Genomic DNA, 24,196 nt, shown 5'->3' on the forward strand with positions numbered 1-24,196 from the left:
ATGTCTACGTCCGCAGACAAGGTCGTCGAGGCGCTTCGCGCCTCGCTCAAGGAGACGGGCCGCCTCCGTCAGCTCAACCAGCAGCTGACCGCTGCCGCCCGGGAGCCCATCGCGATCGTCGCGATGTCCTGCCGCTACCCGGGCGGCGTGGCCAGCCCCGAGCAGCTCTGGGACCTGGTGGCCTCCGGCAGCGACGCCATCGGCGGTTTCCCGACCGACCGGGGCTGGGACCTGGCCAACCTGTACGACCCGGACGCCGACCGGGCCGGCCACTCCACCACCCGGGAGGGCGGCTTCCTCTACGACGCGGCCGACTTCGACGCCGAGTTCTTCGGCATCTCGCCGCGCGAGGCCGTGGCGATGGACCCGCAGCAGCGGCTGCTGCTGGAGACGTCGTGGGAGGCGTTCGAGCAGGCCCGGATCGCGCCCGCGTCCATGCGGGGGCAGAAGGTCGGCGTCTTCGTCGGGACCGCCGCCAACGGCTACGGCGTGGGCCCGCAGACCGAGGTCGAGGGCACCGACGAGGGCTACCTGCTGACCGGCACCGCCACCAGCATCGTCTCGGGACGGATCGCGTACGCCCTCGGCCTGGAGGGCCCCGCCGTCACGGTCGACACCGCCTGCTCGTCGTCGCTTGTCGCACTGCACCTGGCCTGCCAGGCGCTGCGGCAGGGCGACTTCGACCTGGCCCTGGCCGGCGGTGTCTGCGTGATGGCCACCCCCGCCCCGTTCGTGGGCTTCTCCCGGCAGCGGGGGCTCGCCCCCGACGGCCGGTGCAAGTCGTTCGCCGCCGCCGCCGACGGCACCGGCTGGTCCGAGGGCGTCGGCATCCTGCTGGTGGAGCGGCTGTCGGACGCCCAGCGCAAGGGGCACCCCGTCCTCGCCGTGATCGCCGGCAGCGCCGTCAACCAGGACGGCGCGTCCAACGGCCTGACCGCCCCCAACGGGCCCGCCCAGCAGCGGGTGATCCGGCAGGCCCTCGCGAACGCCCGGCTGACCACGGCCGACGTGGACGCCGTCGAGGCGCACGGCACCGGCACCGTCCTCGGCGACCCGATCGAGGCGCAGGCGCTGCTGGCCACGTACGGGCGGGACCGGCCCGCCGACCGGCCGCTGCTGCTCGGCTCGATCAAGTCGAACATCGGTCACAGCCAGTCCGCCGCGGGCGTGGCCGGCGTGATCAAGATGGTGATGGCGATGCGGCACGGCGTCGTGCCGTCCACCCTGCACGTCGACGAGCCGACGCCGAAGGTGGACTGGTCGGCCGGCGAGGTGTCGCTGGTGACCGAGGCGACGCCGTGGCCGGTGACCGACCGTCCCCGCCGGGCGGCCGTCTCGTCGTTCGGCATCTCCGGCACCAACGCGCACACCATCCTGGAGGAGCCGCCCGCCGCCGACGCCGCGGCCCCCGCCGACGCCGGCCCGGCCCCCGCCCTGCCGGCGGTGCCCGTGCTGCTGTCCGCCCGGTCGGAGGCCGCGCTGAGGGCGCAGGCGGGCCGCTGGGCCCGGTGGCTGGACGACGACGAGACCCTCCGGCCCGTGGACGTCGGCTGGTCGTCGGTGGTGTCGCGCTCCGCGCTGGAGCACCGCGCGGTCCTCACCGCCACCGACCGTGGGGACCTGCTGGCGGGGCTGCGCGCCCTCGCCGCCGGCCAGCCGTCCGGCGCGGTGGTCGCCGCTCAGGCCGCCGACCGGGGCCCGCTCGCGGTGCTCTTCTCCGGCCAGGGCGCGCAGCGCGCCGGCATGGGCCGGGAGTTGTACGCCGAGTTCCCCGTCTTCGCGACCGCCCTCGACGAGGTGTGCGCGCAGCTCGACCCGCTGCTGCCGCGTCCGCTGAAGGAGGTGCTGTTCGCGCCCGAGGGTTCCGCCGAGGCGGAGCTGCTGGACCAGACCGCGTTCACCCAGGCCGGGCTGTTCGCCGTCGAGGTGGCGCTGTTCCGGCTCGTCGGGTCGTACGGCGTGGTGCCGGACTTCGTGGGCGGCCACTCCATCGGCGAGATCGCCGCCGCGCACGTGGCCGGGGTGCTGTCCCTGGCGGACGCGGCGGCGCTGGTCGCGGCGCGGGGTCGGTTGATGCAGGCGCTGCCCACGGGCGGCGGGATGCTGGCCGTCGCGGCCACCGAGGACGACGTCCTCGCCACGCTGGAGGGCCTGGCCGACGTGGGGATCGCGGCGGTCAACGGGCCGACGTCGGTGGTGGTCTCCGGCGCCGTCGACGCGCTGGACGAGGTGGAGCGGCTCTGGCGGGAGCGGGGCGCGCGTACGCGCCGGCTCACGGTGAGCCACGCGTTCCACAGTCCGCTGATGGAGCCGATGCTCGCCGAGTTCCGGGCCGTCCTCGACGGGTTGACGTTCGCCGCGCCGGTGCTGCCGGTGGTGTCGAACGTGACCGGGGCGCTCGCCGACGCCGACGAGATCCGCACGGCCGACTACTGGGTGCGCCACGTCCGGCAGGCCGTCCGCTTCGCCGACGGGGTCGCCGCGCTGCGCGCCGCCGGCGTGGACACGTTCCTGGAGATCGGCCCGCGCAGCGTACTGACCGCGATGACCCGGGACGTGCTGAGCGGGCAGGAGCCGGCGGACGCCGACGACGACACCCCGGTCATCGCCGTGCCCGTCCTGCGCGCCGACCGCCCCGAGGCGCGGGCCCTGCTCGCCGCCCTCTCCGAGCTGCACGTCAACGGGGCGCCCGTCGACTGGCCGGCCCTCTACGCCGGCGCCGGCGCGACCCCGGTCGCCCTGCCCACGTACGCGTTCCAGCGGCAGCGCTACTGGCCCGAGCAGATGCCGGTCTCGGTCACCGGCCCGGTCAGCCCGGACGTGGTGGACGTCGAGTTCTGGTCGGCGGTGGAACGCTCCGACGTGGCGGCCCTCGCCGCGCAGTTCGGCGACGACGGGGCGGACGTTCTCGCCCCGGCCCTGCCGGTCCTGTCGTCCTGGCGCAAGGCGCGGCTGCGGGACGCGGTCGTCGACGGCTGGTCGTACCGGGTGGTGTGGAAGCGGACCGCCGCCCCCGCTCCGGTCACCCCGTCCGGCCGCTGGCTGCTCGTCGAAGCGGCCGGCGACGCCCCCACGACGGAGTGGGCCGAGGCGCTCGCGGGGGCGCTGACCGCCGCCGGCGGCGAGGTGTCCCGGCTGGCGGTGGACCCGACGGCGGAACGCGACCAGGTGACGGCGCGGGTGGCCGAGGCCGTGGGGGACACCCCGTTCACCGGGATCGTCTCCCTGCTGGGCCTGCTGGACCGACCGCACCCCGGCCAGCCGGCGGTGCCGCTCGGCACGGCCGCCACGATGACGCTGGTGCAGGCCCTGCACGCCGCCGACGTCGCCGCGCCACTGTGGACGGTGACCCGGGGCGCGGTCGGCACCGGGGACGCCGACCCGGTCCGCAGCGTCGCCCAGGGCGGCCTGTGGGGCCTGGCCCGGGTCGCCGGGCTGGAACACCCGCAGCTCTGGGGCGGCCTCGTCGACCTGCCGGACGGGCCCGACCGCAGCGACTGGGACCACCTGGTGGGCGTCCTGACCGGCGGCGGCCCCGAGGACCAGGTCGCCGTACGGACCTCGGGCGTCTTCGTGCGCCGACTGGTGCGCGCCACGCCGGCGGCCGTGGGCACGGTCGAACGCTGGCAGCCGTCGGGCACCGTGCTGATCACCGGCGGCACCGGGGCGCTCGGCGCCCACGTGGCCCGCTGGGCGGCGGCCAACGGCGCGGCGCACGTCGTGCTGACCAGCCGCCGGGGCGAGCGCGCCCCGGGAGCGGCGGAGCTGCGCGACGAGCTGACCGGGCTCGGCGCCCGGGTGACCCTGGTCGCCGCCGACATGGCCGACCGCGCCCGGGTCGAGGCGCTGCTGCGCGACGTCGACGCCGACCCGGCGCCGCTGACGGCGGTGGTGCACGCCGCTGGGGTGGGCCAGCTGAACATGCTCGCCGACACCGACCTCGCCGGGCTCGCCGGGGTGCTGGACGGCAAGATCGCCGGTGCGGTGCACCTGGACGAGCTGCTGGGCGACCGGCCGCTCGACGCGTTCGTGCTCTTCTCCTCCATCGCCGGCATCTGGGGCAGCGGCGGACAGGCCGCGTACGCCGCCGGCAACGCCTTCCTCGACGCGCTCGCCGAGCGGCGCCGCGCCCGCGGCCTGGCCGCCACCGCCGTGGCCTGGGGACCCTGGGCCGAGGGCGGCATGGCCAGCGGCGAGGGCCAGGAACTGCTGGCCCGGCGCGGCCTCAGCCCCATGTCGCCGGCCCAGGCCGTGTACGCGCTGCGCAGCGCCGTCGGCCGGGCCGTGCCGTCGGTGACCGTGGCGGACGTCGACTGGTCCCTGTTCACCCCGGCGTTCGCCGCCGCCCGCGCCCGCCCCCTGCTCGACGACATCGCCGAGGCGCGCGACGCCCTGCGCGTGGTCGACGCCGAACCGGAGGACACCGCCGGCGGCGGGCTGCGGCAGCACCTGCTGACGCTGCCCCGCGCCGAGCAGGACCGCCACCTGACCGACCTCGTACGCACGCACACCGCCGCGGTGCTCGGCCACTCCGGCACCGACCTGGTCAAGGCGAACCGGGCGTTCAAGGAGCTGGGCTTCGACTCGCTGACCGCCGTCGAGCTGCGCAACCGGCTCGGCGCCGCCACCGGGCTCACCCTGCCCACCACCCTGGTCTTCGACTACCCGAACCCGGCCGCCCTCGCCGACCACCTGTCGGCGACGCTGCGCCTGCACGAGGTCGACACCGTCACCACCTGGGGCCCCGCCGGGCCGGTGGACGACGACCCGATCGTCATCGTCGGCATGAGCTGCCGGTACCCGGGCGGCGTGGCCAACCCGGACGACCTGTGGAACCTGGTCGCCACCGGACGCGACGGCATCAGCGGCTTCCCCGACGACCGGAACTGGGACATGGGCCGGCTGCTGGCCGTCGACGCCGACGGGCGACCCGTGTCGCACACCCGCGAGGGCGGCTTCGTCGACGGCGCCACCACGTTCGACCCCGGCTTCTTCGGCATCTCGCCGCGCGAGGCGGTCGCCATGGACCCGCAGCAGCGCCTGCTGCTGGAGGCGTCCTGGGAGGCCGTCGAGCAGGCCGGCATCGACCCGGACGAGCTGCGCGGCAGCCGTACCGGCGTCTTCGTCGGCGCCTCCCCGTCGGGCTACGGCACCACCGACACCCCGGCGGAGCTGGCCGGATACCAGCTCACGGGCGGCGCGCACAGCGTCATCTCCGGCCGGGTGTCGTACACCTTCGGGCTGGAGGGCCCGGCGGTGACGGTCGACACCGCCTGCTCGTCGTCGCTGGTGGCGGTGCACCTGGCCGCCCAGGCGCTGCGCGGCGGCGAGTGCGACATGGCGCTGGCCGGCGGCGTCACCGTCATGGTGACCCCGGGCGCCTTCGTCGAGTTCTCCCGCCAGGGCGGCCTCGCCCCGGACGGGCGCTGCAAGTCCTTCGCCGCCGACGCCGACGGCACCGGCTGGTCGGAGGGCGTCGGCGTGCTGCTGGTCCAGCGGCTCTCCGACGCCCGGCGGCAGGGCCGCCAGGTGCTCGCCGTGATCGCCGGCAGCGCCGTCAACCAGGACGGCGCGTCCAACGGCCTCACCGCCCCGAACGGGCCCGCCCAGCAGCGGGTGATCCGGCAGGCACTGGCGAACGCCCGGCTGACCACGGCCGACGTGGACGCCGTCGAGGCGCACGGCACGGGCACGACCCTGGGCGACCCCATCGAGGCGCAGGCCCTGCTGGCCACCTACGGCCAGGGCCGGCCCGCCGACCGGCCGCTGCTGCTCGGTTCGATCAAGTCGAACATCGGCCACAGCCAGGCCGCCGCCGGTGTCGCCGGCATGATCAAGATGGTGCAGGCGATGCGGTACGGGCTGCTCCCGCAGACCCTGCACCTCGACGAGCCGACCCCCCACGTGGACTGGACCGCCGGCGCGGTGTCCCTGCTGGCCGAGGCGCGTCCCTGGCCGGCGGTGGACCGGCCGCGCCGGGCCGCCGTGTCGTCGTTCGGCATCAGCGGTACGAACGTCCACCTGATCCTGGAGCAGCCGCCCGCGCCGACCGCCGGGGACGAGCCGGAGGTCGAGGGCGAGCCGTCGCGGACGCCGTCCGTGCTGCCGGTGCTGCTCTCGGCGCGGGACGCGGCCGGACTGTCGGCGCAGGCCGACCGCTGGGCGCAGTGGCTCAGCGGCACCCGGACCTCGCGCCCGCTCGACGTGGCCTGGTCGTCGGTGGCGTCGCGGTCCGTGCTGGAGCACCGGGCGGTCGTGTCCGGTGCGACCCGCGACGAGCTGCTGGCGGGCCTCGAAGCCGTGGCGACGGGCGAGCCCTCGGCCGGCGTACTCACCGGCCCTGGCGGTCAGCGCGGCCAGCTCGCCCTGCTCTTCTCCGGCCAGGGCGCGCAGCGCGCCGGCATGGGCCGGGAGTTGTCGGCGGAGTTCCCGGTGTTCGCCGCCGCGCTGGACGAGGTGTGTGGACATCTCGACCCGCTGCTGCCGCGTCCGTTGCGGGAGGTGCTGTTCGCGTCGGCGGGTTCCGCCGAGACGGAGTTGCTGGACCAGACCGTGTTCACGCAGGCCGGTCTGTTCGCGGTCGAGGTGGCGCTGTTCCGCCTCGTGGAGACGTTCGGGATCGTGCCGGACATGTTGGCCGGGCATTCGATCGGCGAGGTGACCGCCGCGCATGTCGCGGGCGTGCTGTCCCTGTCCGACGCGTGTCAGCTCGTGGCCGCGCGGGGTCGGTTGATGCAGGCGCTGCCCACGGGCGGCGGGATGCTGGCCGTGGCCGCCGACGAGGCTGCGGTGGTGGAGTCGATCGCGGGCCTGGGAGACCGGGTGGGCATCGCGGCGGTCAACGGGCCCACCGCCGTGGTGGTTTCCGGTGCCGTCGAGGCCCTCGACGAGGTGGAGCGGGTCTGGCGCGACCGGGGCGCGCGCACGCGCCGTCTCACGGTGAGCCACGCGTTCCACAGCCCGCTGATGGAGCCGATGCTGGCCGAGTTCCGCACGGTCCTGGAGGGGCTGACGTTCTCCGCGCCGTTGCTGCCGGTCGTGTCGAACGTGACCGGTGCCCTGGCCGGCGACGAGATCCGCACGGCCGACTACTGGGTGCGGCACGTGCGGGAGGCCGTGCGCTTCGCCGACGGCATCGCCGCCCTGCGGGCCACCGGGGTCGACACCTTCCTGGAGGTCGGCCCGCAGAGCGTGCTGACGGCGATGGCCGCCGACGTGCTGCCCGCCGATGACGCCGTGCTGGCCGTGGCCGTGCAGCGCCGGGACCGTCCGGAGGCGCACGCGCTGCTGCACGCCCTCGCCGAGCTGCACGTGCACGGCGTTCCCATGACCTGGCAGCAGTGGTTCGCCGACACCGGCGCGCGCCGCGTCGACCTGCCCACGTACGCCTTCCACCGCGAGCGGTACTGGCTGCCGCCGGCCGGCCAGTCGGCCGACGTCTCCGGGGCCGGCCTCGGCGTGGCGCGCCACCCGCTGCTCGGCGCGGCGGTCTCGGTCGCCGGCGAGGACATGGTCGTGCTGACCGGCCGGCTGTCGGTGTCGACCCACCCGTGGCTCGCCGACCACGTCATCTCCGGCGCCGTGATCGTGCCCGGCACCGCCCTGGTGGACCTCGTCGTCCGCGCGGGCGACGAGGTCGGTGCCTCCCGCGTCCGCGAGCTGACCGTGCTCGCCCCGCTCGTGCTGCCCGCCACCGGCGGTGGGGTACGGGTACAGGTCCGGGTCGGTCCCGTCGACGGGACCGGCAACCGCTCGGTGACCGTGCACTCCCAGCCCGAGGACGACCCCGAGTCGGGCTGGACCCGGCACGCCGACGGCCTCGTCAACGCCCCCACGGCCGACGAGCCCACGGTGGGCGCGTGGCCGCCGCCCGGCGCGTCCGAGGTGGACGTCACCGGCTGGTACCCGGCGGTGGCCGAGCACGGGCTCTCCTACGGGCCGGTCTTCCGGGGCCTGCGGCGGGCGTGGACCGCCGAGGGCGAGGTGTTCGCCGAGGTCGCCCTCCCCGACGAGGTGCTCGGGGACCCGGCGGGATTCGGGGTGCACCCGGCACTGCTGGACGCCGCCCTGCACCCCGTCGGGCTGCTGCCCGCCGACGGGGCCGGCGGCGGGGCCCGGGTGCCGTTCGCGTTCGAAGGCGTGCAGGTCCACGCGGTCGGGGCCCGGACGCTCCGGGTCCGCCTCACCGCCACCGGCAACTCGGTGCGGCTGGTCGCCGTCGACGAGACCGGTGTGCCGGTGGTGTCGGTGGACTCGCTGACGCTGCGCGAGCTGACCGGCATGGCGACGCCGTCCGACGAGGCACACCGCTCCCTGTTCGAGGTGTCCTGGCAGCCCGAGCAGATCACCGCGCCCGACGGCGCGTACGGCTGGGCCGTGCTCGGTGACCGGCCGCTCGACGGCGCGCCGCAGCTTCCGGCGTACGCCGAGGTCGCGGCCGTGGCCACGGCGGTGACGGACGCAACGGCCCCCGCTCCCGCGGCGTTGCTGCTGCCCGTCTCCCCGGCGGCGCCCGGGGCGGACCTGCCCGACGCGGCGCGGTCGGTCACGGCGGACGTCCTCGGCGCGGTGCAGGCCTGGCTGGCCGCCGATGCCCTGGCGGACTCGCGGCTGGTCGTGGTGACCCGTGGCGCGGTGGCCACCGGCACGACCGACCGCGTCACCGACCTGGCGGGCGCCGCGGTCTGGGGCCTGCTGCGCTCGGCCCAGTCGGAGCACCCCGGCCGGATCGTGCTGGCCGACCTCGAACCGGACGCCGACCTGGACGCCGACCTGCTGGCCCTGCTCGCCGCCGCCGCCGACGACCCCGCCCTCGGCGGGCAGCTCGCGGTGCGGGCGGGCACGGCGTACCTGCCGCGGCTGGTCCGCGCCACCGATGACGCGCGCACCCCGGCGACCCTCGGCCGGGGGACCGTCCTCGTCACCGGCGGCACCGGCTCGCTCGGCGCCCTGGTGTCCGAACACCTCGTCACCGCGTACGGCGTGCGCTCGCTGGTGCTGGCGTCCCGCCAGGGCCCGGCGGCCCCCGGCGCCGACGACCTGGTGCAGCGGCTGGCCGCGCTCGGCGCGAGCGCCCGGGTGGTCGCCACGGACGTGACCGACCGCGAGCGCGTCGGCGAGCTGGTCCGGGCGATCACCGCCGAGGACCGCCTGGCCGGGGTGGTGCACACCGCCGGCGTTCTCGACGACGGCGTCGTCAGCGGGATCACCGCCGAGCGGCTGGCGGACGTGCTGGCCCCGAAGGTCACGGCCGGCTGGTGGCTGCACGAGGCGACCGCCGAGCTGGACCTCGACCTGTTCGTGCTCTTCTCCTCCGTCGCCGGGGTGCTCGGCTCTCCCGGCCAGGCCGCCTACGCGGCCGGCAACGCCTTCCTGGACGCCCTCGCCGTGCTGCGGGCGCAGCGCGGGCTGCCCGCGGTCAGCCTCGCGTGGGGCATGTGGGACACGGACGGCATGGCCGCGTCGATCAACGACACCGACCGGGCGCGGGTGACCCGGGCCGGTCTGGTCCCGATGACCGCACCGGTCGGGCTCGGGCTGTGGGACGCCGCCCTGGCCCACGGCGGCGCGGCGCTGGTACCGGCGGTGGTCGACCTGCCCGCCATGCGGGCGCAGACCGCCGCCGGCCGGGTGCCGGTGATGCTGCGGGCCCTGGTGGGACCGGGCACGAAGCGCCGCCGCTCCGGCTCCGGAGCCTGGGTCGACCGGCTGGCCGGGCTCGACCCGCAGGAGGCGCGCACGCAGGTGGCCCTGCTGGTCCGGGGGATGATCGCGCAGGTCCTCGGTCACGCCGGCGCCGAGGCGGTGCCGGCGGACCGGGCGTTCCGGGAACTGGGCTTCGACTCGCTGACCGCCGTCGAGCTGCGCAACCGGATCAACGGCGCGACCGGGCTGCGGCTCACGTCGACGCTCGTCTTCGACTACCCGACCCCCGGCGCCCTGTCGGAGCACCTGTACGAGCAGCTGTCCGGCCAGGTCGCCGACCAGCAGCAGGCCGTGCGGGCGACCACCGTCGACGAGCCGATCGCGATCGTGGGCATGGCCTGCCGCTACCCGGGTGGCGTGACGAACCCGCAGCAGTTGTGGGACCTGGTCGCCGCCGGGGCCGACGGCATCGGCGAGTTCCCCACCGACCGGGGCTGGGAACTCGACCGGCTCTTCCACCCCGACCCGGACAACCCCGGCACGTCGTACACCCGGCACGGTGGTTTCCTGTACGGGGCCGCCGAGTTCGACCCGGACTTCTTCGGCATCTCGCCGCGCGAGGCGATCGCGATGGACCCGCAGCAGCGGCTGCTGCTGGAGACCTCGTGGGAGACGTTCGAGTCGGCCGGTCTCGACCCGCAGCGGTTGCGCGGCAGCCGGACCGGCGTGTTCGCCGGCCTGATGTACCACGACTACGCCTCCGGCGTGCAGGACCTGCCCGAGGGCGTGGGCGGCTACCTCGGCACCGGCACCTCCGGCAGCGTGCTGTCCGGCCGGGTGGCGTACACCTTCGGGCTGGAGGGCCCGGCGGTCACCGTCGACACGGCGTGCTCCTCGTCGCTGGTGGCGCTGCACCTCGCGGTGCAGGCGCTGCGCAGCGGCGAGTGTGATCTGGCGCTGGCCGGTGGCGTGACGGTGATGGCCACGCCCGGCACGTTCATCGAGTTCTCCCGGCAGCGGGGCCTGTCGGCCGACGGCCGCTGCAAGTCGTTCGCGGCGGCGGCCGACGGCACCGGCTGGTCCGAGGGCGTCGGCGTGCTGCTCGTGCAGCGCCTCTCCGACGCCCGGCGCGAGGGCCGGCGGGTCCTGGCGGTGGTACGCGGATCGGCGATCAACCAGGACGGCGCGTCGAACGGGCTGACCGCCCCGAACGGCCCGTCGCAGCAGCGGGTGATCCGGCAGGCGCTGGCGAACGCGCGGCTCACCACCGCCGACGTGGACGCCGTCGAGGCACACGGCACCGGCACGACCCTCGGTGACCCGATCGAGGCGCAGGCCCTGCTGGCCACCTACGGGCAGGACCGTCCGGAGGACCGGCCGCTGTGGCTGGGCTCGATCAAGTCGAACATCGGCCACACCCAGGCCGCCGCCGGGGTGGCCGGCATCATCAAGATGATCATGGCGATGCGCCACGGGCTGCTGCCGTCCACGCTGCACGTCGACGAGCCCTCCCCGCACATCGAGTGGAGCGCCGGGGCGGTCTCCCTGCTCACCGAGGCACGCGACTGGCCCGTGGCGGGCCGGCCGCGCCGCGCGGCGGTCTCGTCGTTCGGAGTCAGCGGCACCAACGCGCACGTCATCATCGAGCAGCCCTCCGCCGAGGCGGAGCCCACCCGGGACGAGGGCGCGCCGACGCCCGCCGCCGGATCGCTGCCCGCCCCGGTGCTGCTGTCGGCCCGGTCCGAGGCCGCCGTCGCCGCCCAGGCGGAGCGCTGGGCCCGCTGGATCGCCGGCGACGAGGAACTGCGCCCCGTCGACGTCGGCTGGTCGTCGACCGTCAGCCGGGCCGTGCTGGAGCACCGCGCGGTGGTCACCGCGACGGACCGGGACGAACTGCTGGCCGGACTGCGCGCCCTCGCCGCCGGCGAGTCGGCCGCCACCGTGGTCGCCGGCACGGGCGCGACGCGTACGCAGTTGGCTGTGCTCTTCTCCGGCCAGGGCGCGCAGCGCGCCGGGATGGGCCGGGAGCTGTCCGAGGCGTTCCCGGTGTTCGCGACCGCGCTGGACGAGGTGTGCGGGCAGCTCGACCCGCTGCTGCCGCGCCCGCTGCGGGAGGTGCTGTTCGCGTCAGCGGGTTCCGCCGAGGCGGAGTTGCTGGACCAGACGGTGTTCACGCAGGCCGGGTTGTTCGCGGTCGAGGTGGCGCTGTTCCGCCTGGTGGAGTCGTTCGGGATCGTGCCCGACGTGCTGGCCGGTCACTCGATCGGCGAGGTGACGGCCGCGTACGTGGCAGGGGTGCTGTCCCTGGCCGACGCGTGCGTCCTCGTCGCCGCGCGGGGCCGGTTGATGCAGGCGCTGCCCACGGGCGGCGGCATGCTGGCCGTGGCCGCCGACGAGGCGGCCGTGGCGGAGTCGATCGCCGGGCTGACCGACCGCGTCGGCATCGCGGCCGTCAACGGGCCCACCGCCGTGGTCGTCTCCGGTGCCGTCGAGGCCCTGGCCGAGGTGGAGCAGGCCTGGCGGGACCGGGGCGTGCGTACCCGCCGGCTCACCGTCAGCCACGCGTTCCACAGCCCGCTGATGGCGCCGATGCTCGACGAGTTCCGCGCCGTCCTGGCGGGGCTGACGTTCCGGGCGCCGCTGCTGCCGGTGGTGTCGAACCTGACCGGCGCGCTCGCCGACCCGCAGGAGATCACCCGCGCCGAGTACTGGGTGCGGCACGTGCGGGAGGCAGTCCGCTACGCCGACGGCATCGCCGCCCTGCGGGCCACCGGGGTCGACACCTTCCTGGAGATCGGCCCGCAGAGCGTCCTGACCGCGATGAACGCCGACCTGCTCGCCGAGGACGCGCTCGCGGTGGCAGTCCAGCGCCGGGACCGGCCCGCCCCGCAGGCACTGCTGCACGCCCTCGCCGACCTGCACGTCCACGGCGTCCCGGTGACCTGGACGCAGTGGTTCACCGACGCCGGCGCCGCCCGGGTCGACCTGCCGACGTACGCCTTCCAGCACCAGCGGTACTGGCTCGGCGCGGGCCAGGCGCGTACCGCCGACGTGTCCGGCGCCGGCCTCGGCGTGGCCGGGCACCCGCTGCTCGGCGCGGCGGTCACCGTCGCCGGCGCGGACATGGTGGTGCTGACCGGCCGGCTGTCCCTCGCCACCCACGCGTGGCTCGCCGACCACGTCGTCTCCGGCGCGGTCATCGTGCCGGGCACCGCCCTGGTGGAGTTGGCCGTCCGGGCCGGCGACGAGGTGGGCGCGTCCCGGGTGCGGGAGCTGACCGTGGCCGCGCCGCTGGTGCTGCCGGAGGCCGGCGCGGTGCGGGTGCAGGTGCGCGTCGGCGCGGCCGACGAGGCCGGCACCCGGGTCGTGGCGGTGCACTCGCAGGCCGAGGGCGACCCGGAGGCCGACTGGGTCCACCACGCGGAGGGCGTGCTGGAGCCGGCGACGGCCGACGAGCCGAGCCTGGGGGAGTGGCCCCCGACCGGCGCGTCCGAGCAGGACGTCACGGGCTGGTACCCGACGCTTGCGGAGCACGGCCTGACGTACGGGCCGGTGTTCCAGGGGCTGCGCCGGGTGTGGACCGCCGGCGACGACGTGTACGCCGAGGTGGTGCTGCCGGACGAGGCGGCGACGGAGGCGGCGCGCTTCGGGGTGCACCCGGCGTTGCTGGACGCCGCCCTGCACCCGATCGGGCTGCTGCCGGGTGGCGAGGGTTCGGGCGGGGCGCGGGTGCCGTTCGCGTTCGAGGGTGTGCAGGTGCACGCCTCGGGTGCGCGGGTGCTGCGGGTGCGGCTGTCGCGTACGGGCTCGGCGGTGCGGCTTGTCGCGTGCGACGAGTCGGGCGCGGCCGTGGTCTCGGTCGACTCCCTCGCCCTGCGCGAGCTGACCGGCGTGACCGCGGCGGGCGCGGCGGCCCGCGCGATGTTCGAACTCACCTGGCAGGCCGAGGAGATCGCCGCCGCCGGGGACCTCTCCGGCTGGGCGCTGGTCGGCTCGCCGGCCACCGCCGACCTGCCGGCGTACGGCGACGTCGAGGCGCTCGTCGCGGCGGTCGACGCCGGCCGGACGACCGCACCGAAGGCGCTGCTGCTGCCGCTCGACGCGCCGGAGAGCGCCGTCCCCGACGCTGTTCGCGCGGCGACGTCGCAGGTGCTGGCGACGGTGCGGTCCTGGCTGGCGGCGGACGTGCTGGGGGAGTCGCGGCTGGTGGTGGTGACGCGGGGCGCGGTGTCGGTGGCGGCGGACGACCGGGTGTCGGACCTGGGTGGTGCGGCGGTGTGGGGTCTGCTGCGTTCGGCGCAGTCGGAGCACCCGGGCCGCATCGTCCTGGCGGACGTCGATCGTGACGTGGATGCCGGGACGTTGGCCGTCCTGACGGCACTGGCCGACGAGCCGTCGACGCACGGCGGTCAGGTCGCGGTGCGTGCGGGTGGGGTGTTCGTGCCGCGTCTGGTGCGCGCGGTCGCCCCGGCGGCGCAGGCGCCGGTCGTGGGTGACGGTGCGGTGCTGGTCACCGGTGGTACGGGTGCGCTCGGTGCGCTGGTCGCGGAGCACCTGGTGTCGGCGCACGGCGTGCGGTCGCTGGTGCTGGTGTCGCGGCGCGGTCCGGAGGCCGCCGGTGCGGGCGAGCTGTCGGAGCGGTTGTCGGCGCTGGGGGCGTCGGTGCGGGTTGTCGCCTGTGACGTGACGGACCGGGATCAGGTCGGCGCGCTGGTGGCCGAGGTCGCCGCCGGGGAACGCCTGGCGGGCGTGGTGCACACCGCCGGTGTCCTGGACGACGGGGTGATCGAGCGGGTCACCGAGGAGCGTCTGGCGGGCGTGTTGGCGCCCAAGGTGTCGGCCGGGTGGTTCCTGCACGACGCGACGGCGTCGCTGGATCTCGACTTGTTCGTGGTGTTCTCGTCGGTGGCGGGTGTGTTGGGTTCGCCGGGTCAGTCGGCGTACGCGGCGGGCAACGCGTTCCTCGACGCCCTTGCGGCGTACCGGCGGCAGCTCGGGTTGCCGGCCGTCAGCCTGGCGTGGGGCATGTGGGACACCGCCGGCATGGCCGCCTCGATCGACGAGGCGGACCGGGCGCGTTCCGCGCGGGCTGGCCTGACGCCGATGAGCGCCGAGGTCGGGCTGGAGCTGTTCGACGCCGCCCTGGCGGCGGAGCGGCCGGCGCTGGTGCCGGCCGTGATCGACGTACCGGCGATGCGCGCAGCGCTCGGTGCCGGCCCGGTGCCGGCCGTGCTGCGTACCCTGATCGGATCGACGGCGGCCCGGCGACGGGCCGCGCGGGGCGGCGACTGGGCCAACCAGCTCGCGGGCCTGGCGCCCGACGAGGCGCGCGCCCAGGTCGACGTGCTGGTGCGGGGCCTGGTCGCGCAGGTGCTCGGGCACGGCGGTGCGGACTCGGTGCCGGCGGACCGGGCGTTCCGGGAGCTGGGCTTCGACTCGCTGACGGCGGTGGACCTTCGTAACCGGTTGAACGCGGCCACGGGGCTGCGGCTGGCCTCGACGCTGGTCTTCGACTACCCGACCCCGGCCGTGCTCGTCGACCACCTGCACGAGCAGGTCTCCGGGCAGATCACCGCCCGCCAGACGGCGGTGCTCACCGCCAGCACCGACGAGCCGATCGCGATCGTGGGCATGGCCTGCCGCTACCCCGGTGGCGTCGAGAGCCCGGACCAGTTGTGGGCGTTGCTGGCCGGCGGCGGCGACGGGATCTCGGAGTTCCCCGCCGATCGCGGCTGGGACCTGGAGAGCCTGTTCGACCCGGACCCGGAGCACAGCGGTACGTCGTACACGCGCCACGGCGGTTTCCTCTACGGGGCGGCCGACTTCGACCCGGGCTTCTTCGGGATCTCGCCGCGTGAGGCCCTGGCGATGGACCCGCAGCAGCGGTTGCTGCTGGAGGCGTCGTGGGAGTCGTTCGAGTCCGCCGGTCTCGATCCGCAGCGGCTGCGGGGCAGCCGGACGGGTGTCTTCGCCGGCGTCATGTACCACGACTACGCCTCCCGCCTGATGGACCTGCCGCCGGACGCCGAAGGCTTCGTCGGCACGGGCACGTCGGGCAGCGTGCTGTCCGGTCGGGTGGCGTACACGTTCGGCCTTGAGGGCCCGGCCGTCACCGTGGACACCGCCTGTTCCTCCAGCCTCGTGGCGCTGCACCTCGCGGCGCAGGCGTTGCGCTCCGGTGAGTGCGATCTGGCGCTGGCCGGTGGTGTGACGGTGATGGCGACGCCGGGGACGTTCATCGAGTTCTCGCGTCAGCGGGGCCTGTCGCAGGACGGCCGGTGCAAGTCGTTCGCGGCGTCGGCCGACGGCACCGGCTGGTCCGAGGGCGTCGGCGTGCTGCTCGTGGAGCGGCTGTCGGACGCGCGGCGCAACGGGCACCGCGTGCTGGCGGTGGTACGCGGCACGGCCGTGAACCAGGACGGCGCGTCGAACGGGCTGACGGCTCCGAACGGTCCGTCGCAGCAGCGGGTGATCCGGCAGGCCCTCGCGAACGCCCGCCTGACTCCGGCCGACGTGGACGCCGTGGAGGCGCACGGTACGGGCACGACCCTTGGTGACCCGATCGAGGCGCAGGCGTTGTTGGCGACGTATGGGCAGGAGCGTCCGCAGGATCGGCCGTTGTTGTTGGGGTCGGTGAAGTCGAACATCGGGCACACGCAGGCGGCTGCCGGTGTGGCTGGTGTGATCAAGATGGTCATGGCGATGCGCCACGGCGTCGTCCCGTCGACGTTGCACGTGGACGAGCCGTCGCCGCACGTCGACTGGACGGCCGGGGCGGTCGCCCTCACCACCGAGGCGACGCCGTGGCCGGCGGTGGACCGGCCGCGTCGGGCGGCGGTGTCGTCGTTCGGCATCTCCGGCACGAACGCGCACGTGATCATCGAGCAGCCGCCCGCCGAGACGATCGAGGGCGAGATCGTCGCCCGCGACGTCCCGCCGGTCGTGCCGGTGCTGCTGTCGGCCCGCGACGCCGCCGCGCTGTCGGCGCAGGCTGGCCGCTGGGCGCGCTGGCTGACCGCCGAGGAGGCCCCGCGTCCGCTGGACGTGGCCTGGTCCTCCGTCACCACCCGACCCGCGCTGGAGCACCGGGCGGTCGTCACCGCCGCCGACCGGGACGACCTGGTCGCGGCGTTGACCGCCCTCGCCGACGGCGAGCCCACCGGTACGGTCGTCTCCGGCGCCGCCGGCCAGCGCGGCCAACTCGCCCTGCTCTTCTCCGGTCAGGGCGCGCAGCGCGCCGGAATGGGCCGTGAGCTGTCCGCCCTGTTCCCGGTGTTCGCCTCCGCGCTGGACGAGGTGTGTGCGCACCTCGACCCGCTGCTGCCGCGCCCGCTGCGGGAGGTGCTGTTCGCGTCGTCGGGTTCCGCCGAGGCGGAGTTGCTGGATCAGACCGTCTTCACCCAGGCGGGCCTGTTCGCGGTCGAGGTGGCGCTGTTCCGCCTGGTGGAGTCTTTCGGCATCGTGCCGGACGTGCTGGCCGGTCACTCGATCGGCGAGGTGACCGCCGCGCACGTGGCCGGGGTGTTTTCGCTGGCCGACGCGTGTCAGCTCGTGGCCGCGCGGGGCCGGTTGATGCAGGTGCTGCCCACCGGTGGCGGGATGCTGGCCGTGGCCGCCGACGAGGCCGCGGTGGTCGAGTCGATCGCCGGGCTCGCCGACCGCGTCGGCATCGCTGCCGTCAACGGGCCCACCGCTGTGGTGGTGTCGGGTGCCGTCGACGCGCTCGACGAGGTGGAGCGGAGCTGGCGCGACCGGGGCGCGCGCACGCGTCGACTCACGGTGAGCCACGCGTTCCACAGCCCGCTGATGGAGCCGATGCTCGCCGAGTTCCGCACGGTCCTGGACGGGCTGGCGTTCTCCGCACCGTTGCTGCCGGTCGTGTCGAACGTGACCGGTGCCCTGGCCGGCGACGAGATCCGCACCCCGGAGTACTGGGTGCGGCACGTGCGCGAGGCGGTGCGCTTCGCCGACGGCATCACCGCCCTGCGCGAGGCCGGGGTGGACACGTTCCTGGAGGTCGGTCCGCAGAGCGTGCTGACGGCGATGGCCGCCGACGTGCTGCCCGCCGACGACGCCGTGCTGGCCGTCGTCGCCGTGCAGCGCCGGGACCGGCCGGAGGCGCACGCGCTGCTGCACGCCCTCGCCGAGCTGCACGTGCACGGCGTTCCCGTGACCTGGCAGCAGTGGTTCGCCGACACCGGCGCGCGCCGCGTGGACCTGCCCACGTACGCCTTCCAGCACCAGCGCTACTGGCCCGCCGCCCACCGGACACGTACGGGCGACGTGTCCGGGGCCGGGCTCGGCCGCACGGAGCACCCGCTGCTCGGCGCGACCGTGGACCTGGCCGGCGACGACGAGATGGTGCTGACGGGCCGGCTCTCCCTGGCCACGCACCCGTGGCTGGCCGACCACACGGTCTCCGGGCTGACGCTGGTGCCGGGCACCGCCCTGGTCGAGCTGGCCGTGCGGGCCGGCGACGAGGTGGGCCTCTCCCGGCTGCGGGAGCTGACCATGGCCGCCCCGCTGGCCCTCCCCGCAACGGGAGGCGTGCGGATCCAGGTGCGGGTGTCCACGTCGGAGTCGCCGCAGCGTCCCGTCGCCGTCTACTCCCGCCCCGACGACGACCCCGAGGGGGGCTGGACCCGGCACGCGGAGGGTGTGCTGGAGCCCTCCACCGCCGACGAGCCGGACCCGGTCACCTGGCCCCCCGCCGGCGCGGCGGAGGTGGACCTGGCGAGCTGGTACCCGACGCTGGCGGAACACGGCCTGACGTACGGGCCGGCCTTCCAGGGGCTCCGGCGTGCCTGGACCAGCGGCGCCGAGGTGTACGCCGAGGTGGTCCTGCCGGACGACGCCGCGACGGAGGCCGCCGCATTCGGCGTGCACCCGGCGCTGCTGGACGCCGCCCTGCACCCGATCGGGCTGCTGCTCGGTGGCGAGGAATCGGGCGGTCCACGGGTGCCGTTCGCGTTCGAGGGCGTGCAGGTGCACGCCTCGGGTGCGGGGGCGCTGCGGGTACGCCTGACCCGCGACGGCTCCGGGCTGCGCCTGGCCGCGTACGACGAGGTGGGCGCGCCGGTCGTGTCGGTGGACTCCCTCGTCCTGCGGGAGCTGACCGGCGTGGCCGCGTCGGGCGTGGCCTCGCGGTCGCTGTTCGAGCTGCGGTGGCCGGCCGTGGAGGCCGCGCCCGCCGGGGAGCTTTCCGGATGGGCGCTGGTGACCGGCGGCCGGGAGCTGCTGGCACCCGTCGGAGTGCCCACGTACCCCGACGTGGCGACGGTCGCGGGGGAGGAGTCCGTCCCCCGGACGCTGCTGCTGCCGGTGTTCCCCGCGCCCGGGTCGGCGGCGCAGACGCCGGAGTCGGTCCGGGCGGTGACCTCGGACGTGCTGGCGACGGTGCGGTCCTGGCTCGCGGCGGACGCCCTGGCGGACTCGCGGCTCGTGGTGGTGACCCGGGGCGCGGTCTCCGTCGGCGACGACGACCGGGTGACCGACCTGGCCGGTGCGGCGGTGTGGGGTCTGCTCCGTTCGGCGCAGTCGGAGCACCCGGGCCGCATCGTCCTCGCGGACGTCGACGACGACCCGGACGCCGCGCTGGTGGCCCAGCTGGACGGCGTCCTGCGGGAGCCGGCCGCGACCGGCGGCCAGCTTGCCGTCCGCGTGGGCGCGGTGTACTCGCCGCGTCTGGTCCGGGCCGGCATCACGGCCGCGCAGACGGCCAGCCTGGGCGACGGCGCGGTGCTGGTGACCGGCGGTACGGGCGCGCTCGGTGCGCTGGTCGCGGAGCACCTGGTGTCGGTGCACGGCGTGCGGTCGCTGGTGCTGGTGTCGCGGCGCGGTCCGGAGGCCGCGGGTGCGGGCGAGTTGTCGGAGCGGTTGTCCGCGCTGGGCGCGTCGGTGCGGGTCGTCGCCTGTGACGTGACGGACCGGGACCAGGTGTTCGGCCTGGTCGCCGAGATCGGCGCCGAGGGTCGCCTGGCGGGGGTGGTGCACACGGCCGGTGTCCTGGACGACGGTGTCGTGGAGGGGCTGACGGCGGAGCGGCTGGCCGGAGTGTTGGCGCCGAAGGTGTCGGCGGGTTGGTTCCTGCACGAGGCGACCGCGGGTCTGGATCTGGACCTGTTCGTGGTGTTCTCGTCGGTGGCGGGGGTGCTCGGCTCGCCGGGTCAGTCGGCGTACGCGGCGGGCAACGCCTTCCTCGACGCCCTTGCGGCGTACCGGCGGCAGCTCGGGTTGCCGGCCGTCAGCCTGGCGTGGGGCATGTGGGACACCCCCGGCATGGGCGCGTCCCTCGACGAGGCGGACCGGGCGCGGTCCGCGCGGGCTGGCCTGACCCCGATGAGCGCCGAGACCGGGCTGGAGCTGTTCGACGCCGCGCTGGGCGCCGACCGGGCGGCCCTCGTACCGGCCGTGATCGACGTGCCCGCGCTGCGGGCGGCGACCTCCGGCGGCCCCGTGCCGGCCGTGCTGCGCACCCTGATCGGCGTGACCAGCACCCGCCGCCAGGCGGGGCAGGGCGGTGGCGGCTGGGCCGACCGGCTCGCCGGGCTCACCGAGGACGAGGGCCGCGCCCAGGTCGACGTGCTGGTGCGGGGCCTGGTCGCGCAGGTGTTGGGGCACGGCGGTGCGGACTCGGTGCCGGCGGACCGGGCGTTCCGGGAGCTGGGCTTCGACTCGCTGACCGCGGTGGACCTGCGTAACCGGTTGAACGCGGCCACGGGGCTGCGGCTGGCCTCGACGCTGGTCTTCGACTACCCGACCCCGGCCGTGCTCGCCGACCACCTGTGGTCGGAGTTGGCCGGGGTACGTCAGTCGACCGCCGGCCCGGTCGCCGGCACGGTCGTCGGCACCGACGAACCGATCGCGATCGTGGGCATGGCCTGCCGCTACCCGGGCGGGGTGGAATCCCCCGACGAACTGTGGGAGCTGCTGGCCGGCGGCGGCGACGGGATCTCCGAGTTCCCGGCGGACCGCGGCTGGGACCTGGAGTCGCTCTTCGACCCGGACCCGAACCGCAGCGGTACGTCGTACACGCGCCACGGTGGCTTCCTGTACGGCGCAGGCGAGTTCGACCCGGGCTTCTTCGGGATCTCGCCGCGCGAGGCCCTCGCCATGGACCCGCAGCAGCGGTTGCTGCTGGAGGCCTCGTGGGAGACGTTCGAGTCCGCCGGTCTGGATCCGCAGCGGTTGCGGGGCAGCCGGACGGGTGTCTTCGCCGGTGTCATGTACCACGACTACGCCTCCCGGCTCATGGACCTGCCGACCGAGGTGGAGGGCTACGTCGGGACCGGTACCTCGGGCAGCGTGCTGTCCGGTCGGGTCGCCTACACGTTCGGCCTGGAGGGCCCGGCGGTCACCGTCGACACGGCGTGCTCCTCGTCGCTGGTGGCGCTGCACCTCGCCGCGCAGGCGTTGCGCTCCGGTGAGTGTGATCTGGCGCTGGCCGGTGGTGTGACGGTGATGGCGACGCCGGGCACGTTCATCGAGTTCTCGCGGCAGCGTGGTCTGTCGCAGGACGGCCGGTGCAAGTCGTTCGCCGCCTCGGCCGACGGCACGGGCTGGTCCGAGGGCGTGGGTGTCCTGCTGGTGCAGCGCCTCTCCGACGCCCAGCGCGAGGGCCGGAAGATCTACGCCGTGGTCCGGGGCACCGCCGTCAACCAGGACGGCGCGTCGAACGGGCTGACGGCTCCGAACGGTCCGTCGCAGCAGCGGGTGATCCGGCAGGCCCTCGCGAACGCCCGCCTGACCCCGGCCGACGTGGACGCCGTGGAGGCGCACGGTACGGGCACGACCCTCGGTGACCCGATCGAGGCGCAGGCGTTGTTGGCGACGTACGGGCAGGAGCGTCCGCAGGATCGGCCGCTGTTGTTGGGGTCGGTGAAGTCGAACATCGGGCACACGCAGGCGGCTGCCGGTGTGGCCGGTGTGATCAAGATGGTCATGGCTATGCGCCACGGCGTCGTCCCGTCGACGTTGCACGTGGACGAGCCGTCGCCGCACGTCGACTGGACGGCCGGGGCGGTCGCCCTCACCACCGAGGCGACGCCGTGGCCGGCGGTGGACCGGCCGCGTCGGGCGGCGGTGTCGTCGTTCGGCATCTCCGGCACGAACGCGCACGTGATCATCGAGCAGCCGCCGGCCGAGACGATCGAGGGCGAGATCGTCGCCCGCGACGTGCCGCCGGTCGTACCGGTGCTGCTCTCCGCGCGCTCCGACGCGGCCCTCGCCGGCCAGGCGGGCCGGTGGGCGCGCTGGCTCGCCGCCGAGGAGGCCCCGCCTCCGCTGGACGTGGCCTGGTCCTCCGTCACCACCCGGCCCGCGCTGGAGCAGCGCGCCGTCGTCGTGGTGGCCGACCGGGACGACCTGCTCGCCGCGCTGCGGGCCCTCGACGCGGGCGAGCCCTCCGGGGCCGTCGTGACCGGCACCACCGCCGTACGCGGCCAGCTCGCGCTGCTGTTCTCCGGTCAGGGCGCGCAGCGCGCCGGGATGGGCCGTGAGCTGTCCGCCCTGTTCCCGGTGTTCGCCTCCGCGCTGGACGAGGTGTGTGCGCACCTCGACCCGCTGCTGCCGCGCCCGCTGCGGGAGGTGCTGTTCGCGTCGTCGGGTTCCGCCGAGGCGGAGCTGCTGGACCAGACCGTCTTCACCCAGGCCGGTCTGTTCGCGGTCGAGGTGGCGCTGTTCCGCCTCGTGGAGTCTTTCGGCATCGTGCCGGACGTGCTGGCCGGTCACTCGATCGGCGAGGTGACCGCCGCGCACGTCGCCGGGGTGCTGTCCCTGGCCGACGCGTGCGCCCTCGTCGCTGCGCGGGGCCGGTTGATGCAGGCGCTGCCCACCGGCGGCGGGATGCTGGCCGTGGCCGCCGACGAGACCGCCGTGGCGGAGTCGATCGCCGGGCTGACCGACCGCGTCGGCATCGCCGCGGTCAACGGCCCCGCCGCCGTGGTGGTGTCGGGCGCGGTCGACGCGCTCGACGAGGTGGAGCGGAGCTGGCGGGAGCGGGGCGTGCGCACGCGTCGACTCACGGTGAGCCACGCGTTCCACAGCCCGCTGATGGAGCCGATGCTGGCCGAGTTCCGCACGGTCCTGGACGGGCTGGCGTTCTCCGCACCGTTGCTGCCGGTCGTGTCGAACGTGACCGGTGCCCTGGCCGGCGACGAGATCCGCACCCCGGAGTACTGGGTGCGGCACGTGCGGGAGGCGGTGCGCTTCGCCGACGGCATCACCGCCCTGCGCGAGGCCGGGGTGGACACGTTCCTGGAGGTCGGTCCGCAGAGCGTGCTGACGGCGATGGCCGCCGACGTGCTGCCCGCCGACGACGCCGTGCTGGCCGTGGCCGTGCAGCGCCGGGACCGGCCGGAGGCGCACGCGCTGCTGCACGCCCTCGCCGAGCTGCACGTGCACGGCGTTCCCGTGACCTGGCAGCAGTGGTTCGCCGACACCGGCGCGCGTCGCGTGGACCTGCCCACGTACGCCTTCCAGCACCAGCGCTACTGGCCGGAGGGCACGCCGACGAAGCAGGCCGACCCGGAGGGCGGCGACGCCGAGTTCTGGGCCGCCGTCGAGCGTGGCGACCTGGCCGCCCTCGCCGCCGAACTCGGCGACGACACCGAGGACCTGGACGCGCTCGGCCCGGCCCTGCCGCTCCTGGCGCGCTGGCGTCAGCACCGGTCGCGGGACACCGCCCTCGACGGGTGGTCGTACCGGGTCGGGTGGGAGCCGGTACGGCCGGCCCCGGCGACCCGGCTGTCCGGGCGGTGGCTGGTCGTCACCGTCGACAGCGGCGCCGACGCGGGCGTCGCGAAGACCCTCACCCAGGCCGGCGCCCGGGTCGACACGCTCACCGTGTCGTCCACCCTCGCCCGCGCCGAACTGGGCGAGCGACTGGGCCGGATCAGCGGGGACGGCTGGGCCGGGGTGCTCTGCGTGCTGCCCCGGCAGGACCGGCCCCTGGCGCACACCCCGGCGGTGCCCGCCGGCGCGGCCGCACTGCTCACCCTCACCCGGGCCCTCACCGACACCGGCCTGCCGGGACGGGTGTGGGCGCTCAGCCGGACCGCGATGCCGGTCACGGCCGGGGAACGGGCCGGCGACGTCTGGGCGGCCCTGGCCTGGGGCCTGGGCCGGGTCGTCGCCCTCGAACAGCCCGACCGCTGGGGCGGCCTGATCGACCTGCCCGACCGCGCCGACCGCGGCGCCCGCGCCGGGCTCGTCGCCGTCCTCGCCGACGGCACCCTGGACCAGGTGGCCGTCCGCCGCAACGGCCTCTTCGGCCGGCGGCTGGTGCCGGCCGCGCCGCCCGCGGGGTCGGGTTGGCGGCCCGCCGGGACGGTGCTGGTGACCGGCGGTACGGGTGCGCTGGGTCGGCACGTGGCCCGTTGGTTGCTGGCCAACGGGGCCGGTGAGGTGGTGCTCGCCTCGCGGCGGGGCCCGGCAGCGCCGGGCGCGGCGGAGCTGGTGGCCGAGCTGGGCGCGGTGCGGGTGGTGGCGTGCGACGTCACCGACCGGGCCGCGGTCGACGCCCTCGTGACGGACCTGCCGGGGCTGACCGCCG

The 24,196-nt window shown here is 75.8% G+C and carries 1 protein-coding gene (only partly in view); it reads left to right on the forward strand.

Translation table 11 applies throughout. The features are described 5' to 3' along the window. Window positions 1-24,196, forward strand: the 5' portion of a protein-coding gene (locus ACN27A_RS01170) for a type I polyketide synthase (RefSeq protein WP_421449082.1). 5,633 nt of this gene lie beyond the right edge of the window; only the first 24,196 of its 29,829 coding nucleotides appear in the window; the start codon lies at window positions 1-3; its stop codon lies off the right edge, out of view.

This window comes from Micromonospora sp. WMMD737 (assembly GCF_049179055.1).
Taxonomy (GTDB): Bacteria; Actinomycetota; Actinomycetes; order Mycobacteriales; family Micromonosporaceae; genus Micromonospora; species Micromonospora reichwaldensis.